General features: G+C 67.0%; 16 protein-coding genes. 11 read left to right on the forward strand and 5 right to left on the reverse strand.

Annotated elements, in window-relative coordinates:
* Positions 1–10: 10 nt before the first annotated feature.
* The 3 genes from ASC92_RS00185 to ASC92_RS00195 all read right to left on the reverse strand — a co-directional run bounded on the left by ASC92_RS00185 (position 11) and on the right by ASC92_RS00195 (position 3638).
* Positions 11–865 carry a hypothetical protein gene (locus ASC92_RS00185; RefSeq protein WP_056508928.1) on the reverse strand — a complete coding sequence of 285 codons (855 nt, stop codon included), beginning with the start codon at positions 863–865 and terminating at the stop codon, positions 11–13.
* 49 nt (positions 866–914) lie between these two features.
* The gene (locus ASC92_RS00190; protein WP_056508931.1) at positions 915–2975 is read right to left on the reverse strand and encodes a ribonuclease catalytic domain-containing protein; all 2061 of its coding nucleotides are present in this window, start codon (positions 2973–2975) and stop codon (positions 915–917) included.
* A gap of 69 nt (positions 2976–3044) precedes the next feature.
* Positions 3045–3638, reverse strand: coding sequence for a YqiA/YcfP family alpha/beta fold hydrolase (locus ASC92_RS00195; protein WP_056508936.1), 594 nt, complete (start codon positions 3636–3638; stop codon positions 3045–3047).
* A 312-nt stretch (positions 3639–3950) separates the two neighbouring features.
* Here ASC92_RS00195 and ASC92_RS00200 point away from each other — a divergent pair, with 312 nt between their 5' ends.
* The 6 genes from ASC92_RS00200 to ASC92_RS00225 all read left to right on the forward strand — a co-directional run bounded on the left by ASC92_RS00200 (position 3951) and on the right by ASC92_RS00225 (position 11155).
* Positions 3951–4697 carry a response regulator transcription factor gene (locus ASC92_RS00200; protein ID WP_056508939.1) on the forward strand — a complete coding sequence of 249 codons (747 nt, stop codon included), beginning with the start codon at positions 3951–3953 and terminating at the stop codon, positions 4695–4697.
* A gap of 21 nt (positions 4698–4718) precedes the next feature.
* Positions 4719–6548: a histidine kinase gene (locus tag ASC92_RS00205; protein WP_235505683.1), complete on the forward strand. Its 1830-nt coding sequence runs from the start codon at positions 4719–4721 to the stop codon at positions 6546–6548.
* Positions 6549–6580: 32 nt separating this feature from the next.
* Entirely contained in the window at positions 6581–7735 is a 1155-nt protein-coding gene (gene rodA / locus ASC92_RS00210) for a rod shape-determining protein RodA (protein ID WP_056508943.1), read from the forward strand.
* 33 nt (positions 7736–7768) lie between these two features.
* The gene (gene tldD, locus ASC92_RS00215) at positions 7769–9229 is read left to right on the forward strand and encodes a metalloprotease TldD (protein WP_056508944.1); all 1461 of its coding nucleotides are present in this window, start codon (positions 7769–7771) and stop codon (positions 9227–9229) included.
* 45 nt (positions 9230–9274) lie between these two features.
* Positions 9275–9808: a hypothetical protein gene (locus tag ASC92_RS00220; RefSeq protein ID WP_056508945.1), complete on the forward strand. Its 534-nt coding sequence runs from the start codon at positions 9275–9277 to the stop codon at positions 9806–9808.
* Between the two features lie 228 nt (positions 9809–10036).
* On the forward strand, positions 10037–11155 hold the full coding sequence (locus tag ASC92_RS00225) for a 3-deoxy-7-phosphoheptulonate synthase (RefSeq protein ID WP_056508948.1): 1119 nt from the start codon (positions 10037–10039) through the stop codon (positions 11153–11155).
* On the opposite strand, the gene ASC92_RS00230 is transcribed toward ASC92_RS00225, so the two are convergent.
* Together ASC92_RS00230 and mpl are read right to left on the reverse strand one after the other, a co-directional pair.
* Entirely contained in the window at positions 11152–11661 is a 510-nt protein-coding gene (locus ASC92_RS00230) for a cupin domain-containing protein (RefSeq protein WP_056508953.1), read from the reverse strand. The genes ASC92_RS00225 and ASC92_RS00230 overlap by 4 nt on opposite strands.
* Complete coding sequence (gene mpl / locus ASC92_RS00235) at positions 11658–13061, reverse strand: UDP-N-acetylmuramate:L-alanyl-gamma-D-glutamyl-meso-diaminopimelate ligase (protein WP_056508956.1); 1404 nt, start codon at positions 13059–13061, stop codon at positions 11658–11660. Before mpl ends, ASC92_RS00230 begins: the two co-directional genes overlap by 4 nt.
* A 110-nt stretch (positions 13062–13171) precedes the next feature.
* Here mpl and ASC92_RS00240 point away from each other — a divergent pair, with 110 nt between their 5' ends.
* From ASC92_RS00240 to prmA, 5 genes are all read left to right on the forward strand, one after another.
* Positions 13172–13768, forward strand: a complete 597-nt coding sequence (locus ASC92_RS00240) for a hypothetical protein (RefSeq protein WP_056508958.1) — start codon at positions 13172–13174, stop codon at positions 13766–13768.
* Positions 13769–14314 (forward strand): TlpA family protein disulfide reductase, encoded by a 546-nt coding sequence (locus ASC92_RS00245; protein WP_056508963.1) that lies wholly within the window; start codon positions 13769–13771, stop codon positions 14312–14314. It abuts the gene before it with no gap.
* Positions 14315–14414: 100 nt separating this feature from the next.
* Positions 14415–14885, forward strand: a complete 471-nt coding sequence (gene accB, locus ASC92_RS00250) for an acetyl-CoA carboxylase biotin carboxyl carrier protein (RefSeq protein ID WP_056508966.1) — start codon at positions 14415–14417, stop codon at positions 14883–14885.
* 2 nt (positions 14886–14887) lie between these two features.
* Complete coding sequence (gene accC, locus ASC92_RS00255) at positions 14888–16237, forward strand: acetyl-CoA carboxylase biotin carboxylase subunit (RefSeq protein ID WP_056508970.1); 1350 nt, start codon at positions 14888–14890, stop codon at positions 16235–16237.
* A 14-nt stretch (positions 16238–16251) separates the two neighbouring features.
* Positions 16252–17136, forward strand: a complete 885-nt coding sequence (gene prmA, locus ASC92_RS00260) for a 50S ribosomal protein L11 methyltransferase (protein ID WP_056508974.1) — start codon at positions 16252–16254, stop codon at positions 17134–17136.
* Positions 17137–17143: the final 7 nt, after the last annotated feature.

Below are 17143 nucleotides of genomic sequence, written 5' to 3' on the forward strand. Positions count from 1 at the left end.
GGATGTTTGTCTACTGCGAGGAGAGCTCGACCGACCCGTCGTGCGCGAACCGGAAGTGCGGCCGGATCACGATCTGGTCCGCATGCTCCTTGCGCATCGCGTCGGTGAACCTGCCGAAGTTGCCGACGCTGGCGACGATGGCCTGGGCGCGCCGGTCCAGCACGGGAACGCCCGAGCTTTCATCGACCACCGTCGAGAGCAGCCGGCCGTCGAAGTTGACCGTGATGGTCATCGTGAGCTCGCCATAGAGCTTCTTGCCGGCAAGCGTCGGAAAGTTGGCTGTGCCCTGCGCTTCCACCCGGCGGCGCAGCGAGTCCACGTAGCTCGCGAAGGCCGCCTCCCGCGTGAAGGGGCTCAGGAAGCGCTTCTTCGGGCGTGCGTTTTCCTCGTTCACGCGGCGCTCGATCTCGGCCAGCAGGTTGATCATCTGCCGGCGCTTTTCTTCCTGCGCCGTGGCCTCGGTCGGGTCGCCGGGGTTGCGCGGGTCGGGCGCGGGCATGGCGGCGAGGTCGCGCTTGAGCTGGGTGAGCATCTGCAACTGCTCGGTCTGCATCGCATCGACCTTGCGCTGCGCGTCCTCGAACGAATCGCCGACGGTGGTGAAGCTCGACGGCGGCAACGGGCTGGTCGCGCGGCCCTTGTCGAGGTCGCCGCCGCCCGCAAGCGAGGTCTGCGCACGCAGCCGGGCACTCGGGTCGGGCTTGTCGTTGGTCTTGCTGTTGACCAGGATCACTTCGAGCGGCGTGTCGCTGAAGACCTTGTTGAACGATTCGGGATCGACGAAGCGCACTGCAAGCAGCACGGCATGCGCAATGACCGACACGCCCAGTGCAATCTGCAGCGTGCTGAGGTCCTTGAAGTTCATTCTCGAAATTCCTCCAGGGGGCGCATTTCTCCGGACGACCTGCCGAAGTTCATGCTGGCGTGTTTTCGGGTGCGGCTTCGCTGTCGCTCAGGTCGACGGCAATGGCGATCGGGCCTGCGACCACTTCTTCTTCCTCGCCGTTCTCCTCGTCGGCGGCCGCATCGGCCTTCGGCGCGTCGAGGCGTTCGAGCACGGTGCCGGTCACGTCGAGCGCGATCTCGTCGATCTCGCCGAGCTTCACGCGCAGCCGCGCGCCGCGTTCCTGCTGGCCGGCCACCGGGAACACCAGCGGCAGCGTGTCGGCACGCACCAGCGCGCCGTTCGGCAGGTCCTTGATGACGGTGGCTTCGAGCTCGGTGATGCCCTGCTGCTGCAGGTACTTCAGCGTCCAGAAGCGTTCCATGCCGCCCTGGTAGGCGTTGTACGTGGCATAGGCCGCGTCGAATCCGGAAAGGATCGAGAACAGGTCGGCGTCCTTCGGTTTGAAGGGTGCGGCCAGCGCCGCGGTCTTGCCATGGCGCGCGGCGGCAATGATCTGCCACTGGTTCACGAGGTCGGTATAGCGGCGCAGCGGCGAGGTGCTCCACGCGTAGCTCTTCACGCCCAGGCCCGCATGCGGCAGCGCGCGCGTGCCCATGCGCACCTTGATGCCGGGCGCAAGGCTCGCCTGGCTGCGGTAGAGGCCGGGCACGCCGAGCTCGCCGAGCCAGCCGCCCCAGCTGCTGTTGGCCAGGATCATGGCCTCGGACACGATCAGGTCGAGCGGTGCGCCGCGCTGGCGCGTGCTGATCTGCACCTGCTCGCTGCCGGTGGGCTCGCCGCCTTCGTTACCGACGAGGCGGAAGTTGTAGTCGGGCCGGTTGAAGTTCTCGGGCTTGCCGCGCACCACTTCGCGCTGCGCCTTCAACTGCTTGGCGAGGCGGAACAGGAAGGAGAGCGGGGCGCGCAGGTTCGCGGCGGCTTCGGGCGTGCCGTCGCTCTGGAACGCGGCGTCTTCGAGCCAAGGCTGCGTGACGACGCTGTCGAGCTGGTCGTGGCGCAGGTTGGCGACGATCGGCACGCGCTCCAGTTTCGTTTCGGTGGCTTGCAGTTCCAGCGTGGCTTCGTCGAAGCGCGCATAGAGCGACACGGCAGGCCGGTCACCGCCTTCGAGCAGCGTGTAGGTATTGACCACGTCGTCGGGCAGCATCGTGATCTTGTAGCCCGGCATGTAGACCGTCGACATGCGCGCACGCGCCACATTGTCGATGGCGCTGCCCGGCGCCAGCGCCAGGGCCGGAGCCGCGATGTGGATACCGACCGTGACGGTGCCCGTGCCCAGGCCCTGCACCGAGAGCGCGTCGTCGATCTCGGTGGTCTGCGAATCGTCGATCGAGAAGGCCTGCAAGCCGGACGCCACCGGCAGGTCGTCCACGATGGCCGGTGCCGCGAGCGCGGGAAAACCGGTGCCCTTGGGGAAGTTCTCGAACAGGAAGCGGCGCCAGTGGAACTGGTAGGGCGAGTCGATGGCCCCGGCGCGCTCCAGCAGATCGAGCGGCGCGCGCTGCGTGGCACGCGCGGCGTCGACCACGGCCTTGTATTCGGGGGCGTTCTTGTCGGGGCGGAACAGGATCTTGTAGAGTTGCTCGCGCACCGGCGCGGGGCACACGCCCTCGGCCAGCTGCCCGGCCCATTCGGTGATCTGCGCCTGGACGGCTTTCTTCTTCTCGATGGCGGCCAGCGCCTGCTGCACGATTTCGGCCGGCGCCTTCTTGAAGCGCCCCTTGCCCGCGCGGCGGAAATAGTGCGGCGCCTCGAACAGCGCGAACAGCGCGGCGGCCTGCTGCGCCAGCGAGGGCTTGTCGCTGAAATAGTCGGCAGCGAGATCGGCAAAGCCGAATTCCCCCTCGGCCGCGAATTCCCAGGCGAGGTCGAGGTCCATGGCGGCAGCGAGCGTGCGCGCCTCGGCGATCAGATCGGCGGGCGACGGTTTCTCGAAACGCAGCACGATGTTGGCGCCCTTGACCTTGACGCGCTTGCCGGTGTCGAGCTCGACCTGCGCCGACGCTTCGGCCTCCGACAGCACGCGGCCGCCGAGGTACTTGCCGGCTTCTTCAAACAATACAAACATGGCCCGATTGTCCCATGCTGAATCGGGCGCCGATTCCCTTCCAGGGAGACCGCGAAGCCTGGGGTGAGCCTAGATTGGGTTGATGAACGCCATGACGTCGTCGAGATGCGCTTTCTCGAAATCCGACAGGGCGTGGTCGCTGCCTTCGAGCAGCTTGATGTTGCTGTCGGGGTAGCGCGCGGACATCTCGTGCCAGTCGAGCGCTTCGTCGCCCTTGGCGATGATGGCGAAGACGCGCTCGGGTCGCGTGAGCGGGCCGACTTCCATCGCGCGCAGTTCGTGGATGTATTCGGGACGAAAGTAGAAATGCTCGGCGGGGTCGTGCCAGAGGGTCTGGTCGCCGATGTAGCGCGTGAGGTCGCGCGCGGGATGCACGGCCGGATTGAGCAGCACCGCGCGGCAGCGCGTCATGCCGGCCACGTAGGTCGCGTAGTAGCCGCCGAGCGACGAGCCCACCACCGCCATCGACTTGCGCGGCCAATGTGCGATGCCTTTCATCACCATGTCGATGGCATCGTGCGGCGAAGGCGGCAGTTGCGGGCACCACCACTGCAGGTTCGGGTGGCGCTGTGCCACGCGGTCCGCGACGATCCGGGCCTTGGCCGAACGAGGCGAAGAACGAAAGCCGTGCAGATAGAGCAGGTGAGTGGTGTGCGCATCCATGCGAGGAAAAGTCGGGAGGTGCGGCTGTTGCACCTCGCTTGGCGGGACCGGGTAATTCTGCATGAGGTCTGTTCTCGCAAGGCCGCTTCCAACATACGAAAAGCCCGCTGCGCGGGGTTCTTCGGGAACGCATAGCTTACTGAGGCCTGGGGCGCATGGGCACCCTGCGTACGTGGCATTCAAAAGTACTCATGTGATGGCCGTGGGCGCAAATGGCCTGCCCTCGGAAAAAGCGCGGTTTCGTGGAGCCTTGCCATGTGCCTCCCATGAACCGGGGAGGCGCGTACAAATTCGTCGGGCGCGCCGAGGCTTATGCTCTGCCCCATGAACATTGAGGCTCAGGAGGACGCGACGCTACACCGCTGGGGCGTGCTCGTCGTCGAAGACGACAGCCGCGCGCGTGCCTTCTTCGAGGCCAGCGTGCAGCGCAGCCCGCGCCTTTTCTGGCTCGGCAGCGCCGGAACGGTGCAGGAGGCGCTGGGCTGGCTGGCCCGCACTGCCACCATTCCCGACGTGCTGCTGGTCGACCTCGGCATGCCCGACGGCACGGGCCTCGACGTGATCCGGGACGCGGTCGCGCGCTTCCCAGGCTGCGAGCCGCTGGTGGTGTCGGTCTTCGGCGACGAGGAGAACGTGCTCGCCAGCATCGAAGCGGGGGCCGTGGGCTACATCCACAAGGACGCCGCACCGGAGGACATCGCGCAGACCATCGTGGAGATGAAGGCCGGCGCCTCGCCGATCTCGCCCATGATCGCGCGGCGCGTGCTCGCGAAGTACCGCAGCCTGCAATCGGCAGCTCCTCCCGGCGCGGCGCCGGGGGCGGCGCCCGAAGCAGCCGCGGAGGAGTCCGACCGCGGCCTGCTGTCGGCGCGCGAGCACGAGGTGCTGACGCTCATCGCGCGCGGCTTCTCGTACGCGGAAATCGCGCGGCTCAAGGGCCTGAGCGTGCACACGGTGCAGACCCACATCAAGAATCTCTACGGAAAGCTCGCCGTGCATTCCAAGAGCGAGGCGGTTTTCGAAGCGACGCGTCTCGGCCTGTTGTCTCATCCGGGCTGAACGCAGATGCGACCAGGACGGGTGTTGTTGCTGGTGCTTTGGCTGGCGATGCTCTTCGCGGGCACCGCCGGCGTCTGCGGTGCGGCCGCGTCCGAGGCACCGATCGAACTGCGCCAGGGCACCGTGACGACCTCTGTCGACGGCACCACGCGCACGGGGCCTGTCGAGCTGCCCTACCACTGGGACCGCCGTCACCAGGGGCGTCCCGGCCTGGCGAGCTTCGACCTGCCGTTCACACTCGGAGCCGTGCCCGAGGCGCCGTGGGGCATCTTCATCCCGCGCGTCGGCAACGTCTTCGAGGTACAACTCAACGATGCGCTGCTGCAGGTCTACGGCGACCTGGGCCGCGGCAATGACGCCGACTACGCCAAGGCGCCCATCTACGTGCCGGTACCCGGGCGCCTGCTGCGAACGGGCGACAACCTCCTGCAGATCCGCCTGCGCGCCGACACCGCCCGGCGCGCGGGGCTTTCGCGGGTGGTCATCGGGCCGGCCGCGCCGGTGCGCACCGAACTCTTCGAGAGTGCCTACGCATGGCGCTTCACCGGCTCGGTGCTGCTGATGGCCTTCAGTTTGATCGTGGGCGGCATCGCGCTGGCGCTGTGGCTGACGCAGGTCGACGCCGATCCCAGGGGCGCGCAGCGGCGCGATGGCATCTACTTCTGGGCCGCGCTGGCCGAGTTCTGCTGGGCGCTACGGGTGGCCGACGGCGTGATCGCGGAGCCGCCGCTGTCCTGGGGGCCATGGGGCGTGCTGATGGCCGCCTGCTATGCGGGCTGGGCAGCCTCTTCCATGATGTTCGCCTACCACCTCGCGGGATGGGGGCGCGAGCGCCGCGGCCGGTGGGTGCGCTGGCCGATCGCGGGCATCGTGGCCGGGACGGTGCTGTTCAGTGCGCTGTCGCTGCGGCGCGACGAGCCGATGTGGCTCACCGGCTGGCTCGCCGCCGAGATCGTTTTCGTCCTGGCCTTCGCCGGCGCCTTCGCGGTTGCCACCCTGCGCAAGCCGAACGCCGAGAGGCTGCTGGTGGCCGGCGCTGCCCTGGTGACGGTGGCCTTCGGCACGCGCGACTGGCTGGTGATTCGCCTCGGCGACGCCTATGGCGAGACCACCTGGGTGCGCTATTCGTCGGTGTTCTTCGGCGTGGCGCTGCTGCTGATCGTGCTGCGGCGCTTTCGCGCGGCGAGCATGCAGGCGCGCGGCTCGGTCGCGGCGCTCGCGGAGCGGGTGGCCCAGCGCGAGCGCGAGCTCGCGGCCACCTACGCAGAGCTCGAAGCCGCGGCGCGCGACCAGGCGCGCACCCACGAGCGCGAACGCATCCTGCGCGAGATGCACGACGGCGTGGGCTCGCACATCAGCTCGGCGATCCGGCAGCTGCAGTCGGGCCAGAGCAGCTCGGGCGACCTGCTGCGCACGCTGCGCGATTCGCTCGACCAGTTGAAGCTGTCGATCGATTCGATCCACCTTCCGCCGGGCGACGTGGGCGCGCTGCTGGCGGCGGCGCGCTACCGGCTGGAACCCCGGCTGGCGGCGGCGGGCATCGAGTTCGAATGGGCGGTGGACGAGGTGGAGCCGGTGGAGGGGCTCGACGCGCTGGGCATGCGGCAGTTGCAGTTCCTGCTGTTCGAGGCGATCTCCAACGTGCTGCAGCATGCGCAGGCCACCGTGCTGCGGTTCGAAGCCGGCATGCAGGGCAAGACGGTGCAGCTGCGGGTGATCGACAACGGCAAGGGCTTCGACGCGGTGAAGCACCTGCCGCGATCGCTGGCGGAGCGCTCGGTGGCCATCGGGGCCCGGCTGGCGGTGGAAAGCCGACCCGGGCGCACGGTCGTTCAGCTCGAATTCGATTGAGGGGGCCGGCGGGGCTGAGATAATCCGCCCCCATGTCTGCCGTGTTCAACCAGCCCTCCCTGGCGCGTCGCATCGCGCCCATCTTCCAGGGCTTCGACGGCTTTCTGGCCTTCGCCGTGCTGCTGCTCGCGTTCGCCGGGCTGCTGACCATGTATTCCTCCGGCTACGACCACGGCTCGCGCTTCATAGACCATGGCCGCAACATGCTGCTGGCCGGCTTCATCATGTTCGCGGTGGCGCAGGTGCCGCCGCAGCGGCTGATGCTGGCCGCGGTGCCGCTCTACGCAATGGGCGTGGCCCTGCTGGTGGCCGTGGCGCTGTTCGGCATCACCAAGAAGGGCGCCACGCGCTGGATCAACGTGGGCGTCGTGATCCAGCCCAGCGAAATCCTGAAGATCGCGATGCCGCTGATGCTTGCCTGGTGGTTCCAGCGGCGCGAAGGCCAGCTGCGGCCACTCGATTTCGTGGTGGCGACGGTGCTGCTGGCGGTGCCGGTCGGCCTCATCATGAAACAGCCCGACCTCGGCACCTCGCTGCTGGTGCTGGCGGCCGGGCTGGCGGTGATCTTCTTTGCCGGGCTGCCGTGGAAGTTGATCGTGCCGCCGGTGGTGATCGGCGCGATCGCGGTCACATTGATCGTGAGTTTCGAGACGCGGCTGTGTGCCGACGGAGTCGACTGGCGCGTGCTGCACGACTACCAGAAGCAGCGCGTGTGCACGCTGCTCGACCCCAGCAAGGACCCGCTGGGCAAGGGCTTCCACATCATCCAGGGGATGATCGCCATCGGTTCGGGCGGGGTGGGCGGCAAGGGCTTCATGCAGGGCACCCAGACGCACCTCGAATTCATTCCCGAGCGCACCACAGACTTCATCTTCGCCGCGTATTCGGAGGAGTTCGGGCTGATGGGCAACCTGGCGCTGATCTCGGCCTTCATCCTGCTGGTCTTCCGCGGGCTGGTCATCGCGACCAACGCGGCCACCTTGTTCTCGCGCCTGCTGGCGGGAGCGGTGACGATGATTTTCTTCACCTATGCCTTCGTGAACATGGGCATGGTGAGCGGAATTTTGCCGGTGGTGGGAGTGCCGCTGCCGTTCATCAGCTACGGCGGCACGGCCATGGTGACGCTGGGGCTGGGGCTGGGCATCCTGATGTCCATCGCCCGGGCGCGGAGGCTCGCCCAGAACTGAGCGAAGACTGGGGGCGAGCCATAGAATCCTGAAATGATCTCTCGCGAACCCACCATCGAGCGCCTCGCCACGGCGCAACAGCTCCTTCTCACGCCGTTCGGCCTGGACGAATCGCACCTGAGCAAGGCCCTGGCCGAGATCACCGCGCACCGGGTGGACGACGCCGACCTGTACTTCCAGTACACCCGCAGCGAAGGCTGGAGCCTCGAAGAGGGCATCGTCAAGACCGGCAGCTTCAGCATCGACCAGGGCGTCGGCGTGCGCGCGGTCAGCGGCGAGAAAACCGCCTTCGCCTACTCGGACGATATTTCCGAAGCCTCGCTGCTCGACGCGGCACGCACGGTGCGCTCCATTTCCTCCGCCGGCCGCACCGGCCGCGTGAAGACGGCGACCCGCAAGATCGCCTCCAGCCGCTCGCTCTACGACGGCATCGACCCCATCGCCACGCTCGACAGCACCGCCAAGGTGAAGCTGCTCGAAAAGGTCGAGAAGCTGGCCCGCTCGCGCGATCCGCGCGTGGCGCAGGTCATGGCCGGCCTCGCAAGCGAATACGACGTGGTGCTCGTGGCCCGCGCCGACGGCACGCTGGCCGCCGACGTGCGCCCACTGGTGCGCCTGTCGGTCACCGTGATCGCCGAGCAGAACGGCCGCCGCGAAATCGGCTCCGGCGGCGGCGGCGGGCGTTTCGGCCTGGCCTATTTCACCGATGAGCAGATCGCCGAGTACGTCGACCACGCCGTGAAGGCCGCGCTGACCAACCTCGACGCGCGCCCGGCCCCGGCCGGCGAAATAACCGTGGTGCTCGGCTCCGGCTGGCCCGGCATCCTGCTGCACGAAGCCATCGGCCACGGGCTGGAGGGCGACTTCAACCGCAAGGGCTCGAGCGCGTTCTCGGGCCGCATCGGCCAGCGCGTGGCGGCCAAGGGCGTGACGGTGCTCGACGACGGCACCATTGCCGATCGCCGCGGCTCGCTGAACGTCGACGACGAGGGCAACGCCAGCCAGCGCAACGTGCTGATCGAGGACGGCATCCTCAAGGGCTACATCCAGGATGCGCTCAACGCGCGCCTCATGAAGGTCAAGCCCACCGGCAACGGGCGCCGCGAAAGCTACGCCCACGTGCCGATGCCGCGCATGACCAACACCTACATGCTCGGCGGCGACAAGGACCCGAAGGAAATCGTCGCCAGCATCAAGAAGGGCCTCTACGCCACCAACTTCGGCGGCGGGCAGGTCGACATCACGAGCGGCAAGTTCGTGTTCTCGGCCAGCGAGGCCTACTGGGTCGAGAACGGCAAGATCCAGTACCCGGTGAAGGGCGCGACCATCGTGGGCAACGGCCCCGACGCGCTCACCCGCGTGACGATGATCGGCAACGACATGGCGCTCGACTCCGGCGTGGGCACCTGCGGCAAGGAAGGCCAGAGCGTGCCCGTGGGCGTCGGCCAGCCGACCCTGCGCATCGATGGTTTGACCGTAGGCGGAACGGCCTGATCGCTTGCTAAGCTCGCTCCTCGTTTTCACAACAAGGAGCATTCGATGAGGAACAGGATCAACTCGTCCGCGGCGCTGTGGGCCGTGGCAACCACGGTTGCCTTGCTGGGCGCCGGTTGCGCATCGCGCGGCGGCTCGGGCGGCAGCCAGCCTGCCGCGGCGCCCGCGCCCGCTGCCACGGCGCCGGCGCGCGGCGGCGCAAAGACCGGCATGGACGCCCAGGGCAACGTCACCGATTCCTCCAAGGTCGAGGCCGGCAGCGGCCGCACCGTCAAGGGCCTGAACGGCTACGAAGGCGAGATCACCGGCAACCCGGCGCGCAACAGCAAGTTCGCGCGCCTGCAGATCGGCATGAGCGCCAGGCAGGTCACCGACCTCGCGGGCCAGCCGACCGACCAGGGCGCCTACGTCACCGGCAAGGCCTTCATTCCGTTCTATTTCGGCAGCGACCGCCATCGTTATGAGATGACCTACAAGGGGCAGGGGCGGCTGGTCTTCGCGGGTGGCGGCATGGGCGACTACTCCAGCGGCAACCTGATCTGGATCATCCACAACCCGAACGAATCGGGCTACCGATAAACAACGCACGTCCCGGTCGCTTGACCGGGATTTTGCTTTCCGTGCTACATTTCGCCTCCATGTCCGCTCTTCGCGCTTATTTCTTTGCCTACTTTTGGTTCCCGGTTTCCGGCGGACGAGAGGCGAGCGCGTAAAGCAAACGAACACCCTCCCAAAACCGCCGGTGGCCTCAAGCCCCCGGCGGTTTTTTTATGCCCTGACGATATCCACTCCAACAAGGAAGCACCCATGAGCACGAACACTGCCCCCGCCAGCGACAGCTGGTATGCGAGCGTCGAAAAAACCAGCAAGACCGACGACGAACGCATCAAGGACATCAACGTGCTGCCCCCTCCCGAACATCTGATCCGCTTCTTCCCGATCCGCGGTACGCCGGTCGAAACGCTGATCGAAGGCACGCGCCGCAGCATCCACAACATCATGGCCGGCAAGGACGACCGGTTGCTGGTGATCATGGGCCCCTGCTCGATCCATGACCCGGCCGCCGCGCTCGAGTACGCCCGCCGCCTCAAGGTCGAGCGCGAGAAATACGCCGGCACGCTGGAAATCGTGATGCGCGTGTACTTCGAGAAGCCGCGCACCACGGTCGGCTGGAAGGGCCTCATCAACGACCCGTACCTCGACGAGAGCTTCCGCATCGACGAAGGCCTGCGCATCGCACGCCAGCTGCTGATCGACATCAACCGCATCGGCCTGCCGGCGGGCAGCGAATTCCTCGACGTGATCTCGCCGCAGTACATCGGCGACCTGATTTCCTGGGGCGCCATTGGCGCGCGCACCACCGAAAGCCAGGTGCACCGCGAACTCGCCTCGGGCCTGTCGGCGCCCATCGGCTTCAAGAACGGCACGGACGGCAACATCCGCATCGCCACCGACGCCATCCAGGCGGCGGCCCGCGGCCACCACTTCCTGTCGGTGCACAAGAACGGCCAGGTCGCCATCGTGCAGACCAACGGCAACCGCGACTGCCACGTGATCCTGCGCGGCGGCAAGGCGCCGAACTACGACGCCGCCAGCGTCGAAGCCGCCTGCAAGGACCTCGAAGCCGCCAAGCTACCGCCCACACTGATGGTCGACTGCAGCCACGCCAACAGCTCCAAGCAGCACCAGAAGCAGATCGACGTGGCGAAGGACATCGCCGCGCAGATCGCCGGCGGCTCGAACCGCGTGTTCGGCGTGATGATCGAAAGCCATCTGCAGCCGGGCGCCCAGAAGTTCACGCCGGGCAAGGACCAGCTGTCGGGCCTCGAGTACGGCAAGAGCATCACCGACGCCTGCATCGGCTGGGACGACTCGGTGCAGGTGCTGGACACGCTCTCGCAAGCGGTCAAGCAGCGCCGGGGTTAAAGCATTTCGGCTAGGTCGGGCCAGTGGTGCCGCATCGACGCAGCCTCGCTGCTGTCGGGCGGCACCATCGAGAAATCGGCGAAGTCGAAGCCCGGCCCGACCATGCAGGCGACCAGCGTGTAGTCGCCCGAACTGTGGCCCTGGATCGGCCGGGCGGCCTGCCACTGGCCGGCGGGCACCACGTGCTGGGGACGCGTGCCGTGCACATCGACCGGGCCCAGCTTCACGTGAGCCGGCGCGGTGCGCATCGCGGCGTCGCAGGTCCATAGTGCCAGCGGTACGCCTTCAAGATGAACCCAGACTTCGTCGGACAGCACCCGGTGCCAGCGCGAATGCTGGTTCGCTTCGAGCAGGAAGTAGATGCTGGTCAGCGCGCTGCGGGGCGCGCGGCCGTCGGCGGGCGCCACGCTGGCGGGCGATCGGAACACCTCGGCATACCAGCCGCCCTCAGGATGGGGCTGGAGCTTCAGGGCGTCGATCAGCTCACGCGCGCGCATGGCGCTCATGATGCGTGGGTGGCGCGCAGCGCCGCAAGCAGTTTGTCGTGCACGCCGCCGAAGCCGCCGTTGCTCATGCAGACGATGTGATCGCCCGGCCGGGCAGCGGCCACGACCTGCCTCACGAGCGGCTCGATGGCGCCGGCCACCTGCGCACGCGCGCCCATCGGCGCAAGCGCTGCCGCCGCGTCCCAGTCGAGCCCGGCCGTGTGGCAGAACGACAGGTCGGCCGATTCCAGGCTCCAGGGCAACTGCGCCGCCATGACGCCCAGCTTCATCGTGTTGCTGCGCGGCTCGAAGGCCGCGAGGATGCGCTCACTTTGCTTGCCGGCCGCGTCGAGCTTCTGGCGCAGGCCGTCGAGGGTGGTGCGGATGGCCGTCGGGTGATGGGCGAAATCGTCATAGACCGTGATCGCCCCGCCGTCGCACTCGACCGTGCCGCGCAGTTCCATGCGCCGGCGCACATTGCGGAAGCTGCCCAGCGCCCGGGCCGCTTCGGCCGGCGCCACGCCCACGTGCTCGGCCGCGGCGATGGCGGCCAGCGCATTCATCTGGTTGTGCAGGCCCGAGAGTTCCCACTCGACCCGGCCGACGACTTCGCCCTGCTGCAGCACGTCGAAGGCGTCGTGCGAACCGCGCGCCTGCCATTTGCCGCCGGCACCGAAACGGGCCAACTCGCTCCAGCAACCCTGGGCCAGCACGCGCTGCAGGCTTTCTTCGGTCGCGTTCACCACCAGCCGCCCGGTGGCCGGTACGGTGCGCACGAGGTGATGGAACTGGCGTTCGATGGCAGCAAGATCGTCGAAGATGTCGGCGTGATCGAACTCGAGGTTGTTCAGCACGGCGGTGCGCGGCCGGTAATGCACGAACTTGCTGCGCTTGTCGAAGAAGGCCGTGTCGTACTCGTCGGCCTCGATCACGAAGGCCGGGCCGTCCCCCAACCGGGCCGAGACGCCGAAGTCCAGCGGCACGCCGCCCACCAGGAAGCCGGGCGCCTTGCCGCCTTTTTCCAGCACCCACGCCAGCATCGATGTGGTCGTCGTCTTGCCATGCGTGCCGGCCACGGCCAGCACATGGCGGCCCAGCAGCACGTGTTCGGCCAGCCATTGCGGGCCGCTGGTGTAGGGCTTGCCAGCGTCGAGGATGGCCTCCATCAGCGGGAACTTGGGGCTGCCGTCGGGCAGCCGTGCCCGGGACACCACGTTGCCGACCACGAACATGTCGGGCGCCAGGGAGAGCTGGTCGGCGCCGAAGCCCTCGATCAGGTCGATGCCGAGGGCGCGCAACTGGTCGCTCATCGGCGGGTACACGCCGGCGTCGCAGCCCGTGACCCGGTGGCCTGCCTCGCGCGCCAGGGCGGCCACGCCGCCCATGAACGTGCCGCAGATACCCAGAATATGAATGTGCATCGGTCGATTCTAGGGAAGCGGCATGCCGCGCCCCTGCCGGGCCGCGTGTTTCTCCCGCTCTTCGTACTGATGTTCATGTGAGGGGCGCCCACTGCGGGCAAAATGCCCCAATGGACACGTCCAAGCGTGAAATTGCCGCTGTTGCTGCCCGCCTCGTCGTCGAGGAGGGGCTGGAATACGGCCCGGCCAAGCGCCGGGCCCTGCGCGACCTGGGCCTTTCGACGCGCACCGCCCTGCCGAACAACGACGAGGTCGAGGCCGAGGTGCGCGAGTACATCGAGCTTTTTTGCGCCGACACCCAGCCTCAGGAACTGCATGTGTTGCGGCTGCTCGCGCTCGAATGGATGGAGCGGATGGCCGCGTTCCGCCCTCATGTGGGCGGTGCCGTGTGGCACGGAACGGCCACACGGTTGTCGGACATTTATATTCAGTTGTTCTGCGATGACTCCAAATCGGCCGAAATCGCCCTGATCGATCACCATGTGGACTACGAGCCGCGCATGGTGACCGGCTTCCATGGCGAGCAGGTCGAGGCACTGAGCGTGCATGCTCCGAGCCGCGCGCTCGGCGAGGAAATCGGTGTGCACCTGCTGGTCTACGACCTCGACGACCTGCGCGGTGCCCTGAAGCCCGACGCCCAGGGGCGCACGCCGCGTGGCGACCTGCCCGCGCTGCGCCGACTGATCGAACGAGAAAAGGACAAATGAATGACTTCTTCGCCCACCCGACGCGGCATGCTCTATGCCGGCGTGGCGGCCGCGGCTGCGGCCGCCGGGCTTGGTGGCGCCTGGTTGAAGGAACGCAGCAGCGGTACGGGCGGTGAGATGCTCGACGCGGCCTTCTGGGCCCAGAGTTTCGAGCGGCCGGAGGGCGGCAACCTCGTGCTGTCGAGCCTGCGCGGCAAGCCGCTGCTGCTCAACTTCTGGGCGACGTGGTGCCCGCCATGCGTCGAGGAAATGCCCATGATCGACGCCTTTTTCCGTGAACAGGGTGCCAATGGCTGGCACGTGGTTGGATTGGCCATCGATCAACCGAGTGCCGTGCGCAAATTCCTGCAGCGTACGCCGGTCACCTACCCGACTGGCCTGGCCGGTTTGCAAGGTACGGAACTGGTCAAGAGTCTGGGCAACACGGGCGGCGGCTTGCCCTTCACGCTGGTCCTGAATGCAAACGGCTCCGTGGCGGCCCGTAAAATGGGCAAGCTCGATGCCACCGACCTGAACACTTGGCGGCGTGAACTGGTTCACGGTTAGAATCAGTTCCTTACGCTGGCGTTAGACGCCGAAAGCCGAAAATCACCGATTTTCGAACAAGTTATATCCTGAAGACCGGCTCAGCCGGCACTGGAGTCCCATGGATCTGCGCAAACTCAAGACACTGATCGATCTGGTGTCCGAATCGAATATTTCCGAACTGGAAATCACGGAAACCGAAGGCAAGGTTCGCATCGTCAAAGGCGGTGGTGCCGCCCCCGTGCAGTATGTGCAAACCCTGGCAGCGCCTCAGGCGACCGCCGCACCCGCAGTCACCGCTGGTGCTCCGGCGGCATCCGCCGTGGCCGGCGCTCCGGCAGCCGAAGCCGCACCGGCAGGCCATGCCGTGAAGTCGCCGATGGTCGGCACCTTCTACCGTTCGTCCAGCCCCGGTGCCGCCGCCTTCGTCGAAGTCGGCAGCAAGGTGAACGAGGGTGACACGGTCTGCATCATCGAAGCGATGAAGATCCTCAACGAAATCGAAGCCGACAAATCCGGCACGATCACCCAGATCCTCGGCGAAAACGGCCAGGCGGTCGAATACGGACAGCCGCTGTTCATCATCGAGTGACCATGTTCAAGAAGATTCTGGTTGCGAACCGGGGAGAGATTGCGCTCCGGATTCAGCGTGCCTGCAGTGAACTCGGCATCAAGGCCGTGATGGTCTATTCCGAGGCTGACCGCGACGCGAAGTACGTCAAGCTCGCCGAAGAAGCGGTGTGCATCGGCCCGGCCCCATCGGCGCAGAGCTACCTCAACATGCCGGCGATCATCTCTGCGGCCGAAGTGACCGACGCCGAAGCCATCCACCCCGGCTATGGCTTCCTGAGCGAGAACGCGAACTTCGCCGAGCGTGTGGAGCAAAGCGGTTTCCAGTTCATCGGCCCGACGCCCGACAACATCCGCACGATGGGCGACAAGGTGTCGGCCAAGCAGGCCATGATCAAGGCCGGCGTGCCGTGCGTGCCCGGCTCCGAGGGCGAACTCTCGGACGACGCCGCCACCAACAAGCGCATCGCGCGTGCCATCGGCTACCCGGTCATCATCAAGGCGGCGGGCGGCGGCGGTGGCCGCGGCATGCGCGTGGTGCATACCGAGGCGGCACTGGTCAATGCGATCCAGATGACCAAGGCGGAAGCCGGCGCGGCCTTCAGCAACCCGGCCGTGTACATGGAGAAGTTTCTCCAGAACCCGCGCCACATCGAGATCCAGATCCTCGCGGACAAGCACAAGAACGCCGTCTACCTGGGCGAGCGCGACTGCTCCATGCAGCGCCGCCACCAGAAGGTGATCGAGGAATCGCCCGCCCCGGGCATTCCGCGCAAGCTGATCGAGAAGATCGGCGAGCGCTGCGCTGCCGCCTGCAAGAAGATCAACTACCGCGGCGCCGGCACCTTCGAGTTCCTCTACGAAAACGGCGAGTTCTATTTCATCGAAATGAACACGCGCGTGCAGGTGGAGCACCCGGTGACGGAGTTCACCACGGGCATCGACATCGTCAAGACGCAGATCATGGTCGCGGCCGGCGAGAAGCTGCCGTTCACGCAGCGCCAGATCCAGATGCACGGCCATGCCATCGAGGTGCGCATCAATGCCGAGGACGCGTGGAAGTTCACGCCGTCGCCAGGCCGCATCACGATGTGGCATCCGCCGGGCGGCCCGGGCGTTCGCGTCGATTCGCACGCGTACACCAACTACTTCGTGCCGCCGAACTACGACTCGATGATCGGCAAGATCATCGTCTACGGCGACACGCGCGAGCAGGCCATGGCCCGCATGCGCACCGCGCTCAACGAGACCGTGATCGAAGGCATCTCGACCAACATCCCGCTGCACCGCGAGCTGATGGTCGACTCCAAGTTCATGACCGGCGGCACCAACATCCACTACCTGGAAGAGTGGCTGGCTGCACACAAGCGCTGACCGGAAAGCCCGCGATGTTTGAACTTCGCCTCATGGCGCCGGAAGACCGGGTCGAAACGCTCAGCGACGCCCTCGATGCACTTGATGCATTGAGCGTGTCGGTGGAGGACGCCGACGCGCAGACCGATGCAGAGCAGGCACTGTTCGGCGAACCGGGCTTGCCGCCGCCAAAAGAGGGCTGGCAGCGTTCGCGCGTGATCGCTCTGTTCCCTGACGAGGCGCTCGCGAAAGAGGCTGCGTCGGTGCTGGTGCTGCAGGACTTCTTCGAAGGCTGCGAGGTGCTCGGCATCGCGCCCGTGCCCGAGCAGGACTGGGTGCGCCTCACGCAATCGCAGTTCGCACCGGTCGAGATCACGCCCGAATTCTGGATCGTGCCGACGTGGCACGAGCCGCCCGGGCAGGCCAGACAGGTGATCCGGCTCGACCCGGGCCTGGCCTTCGGCACCGGCACGCATCCCACCACGCGCATGTGCCTGCGATGGATCGCCACGCAAGGCACGCTCGGCAATCAGCGCATGCTCGACTACGGCTGCGGCTCCGGCATTCTCGCGATCGGTGCGGCGAAGTTCGGCGCGGCCGACATCGACGCCGTCGACATCGACGAAGCCGCGGTTTCGTCGACCCGCCTCAACGCCGAGGCCAACGGCGTCCGGCTGAATGCCGGCCTGCCTGAAGCGGCCAAGGGCCAGTACGACACCGTGCTCGCCAACATCCTGGCCACGCCGCTCAAGGTGCTGGCGCCGCTGCTGCGCAGCCACGTGAAGGCGGGTGGATCGCTGGTGCTGGCCGGCATTCTCGAGCGCCAGGCCGACGAGCTGAAGGAAGCCTATGCGCCTTACGCTGCGCTCGAAGTTAGCGACACCGAGGACGGCTGGATCCTCATGACCGCGCGCTGCTGAGTCGCCG

It is taken from the genome of Variovorax sp. Root411, from assembly GCF_001425205.1.
Classification (GTDB): domain Bacteria; phylum Pseudomonadota; class Gammaproteobacteria; order Burkholderiales; family Burkholderiaceae_C; genus Variovorax.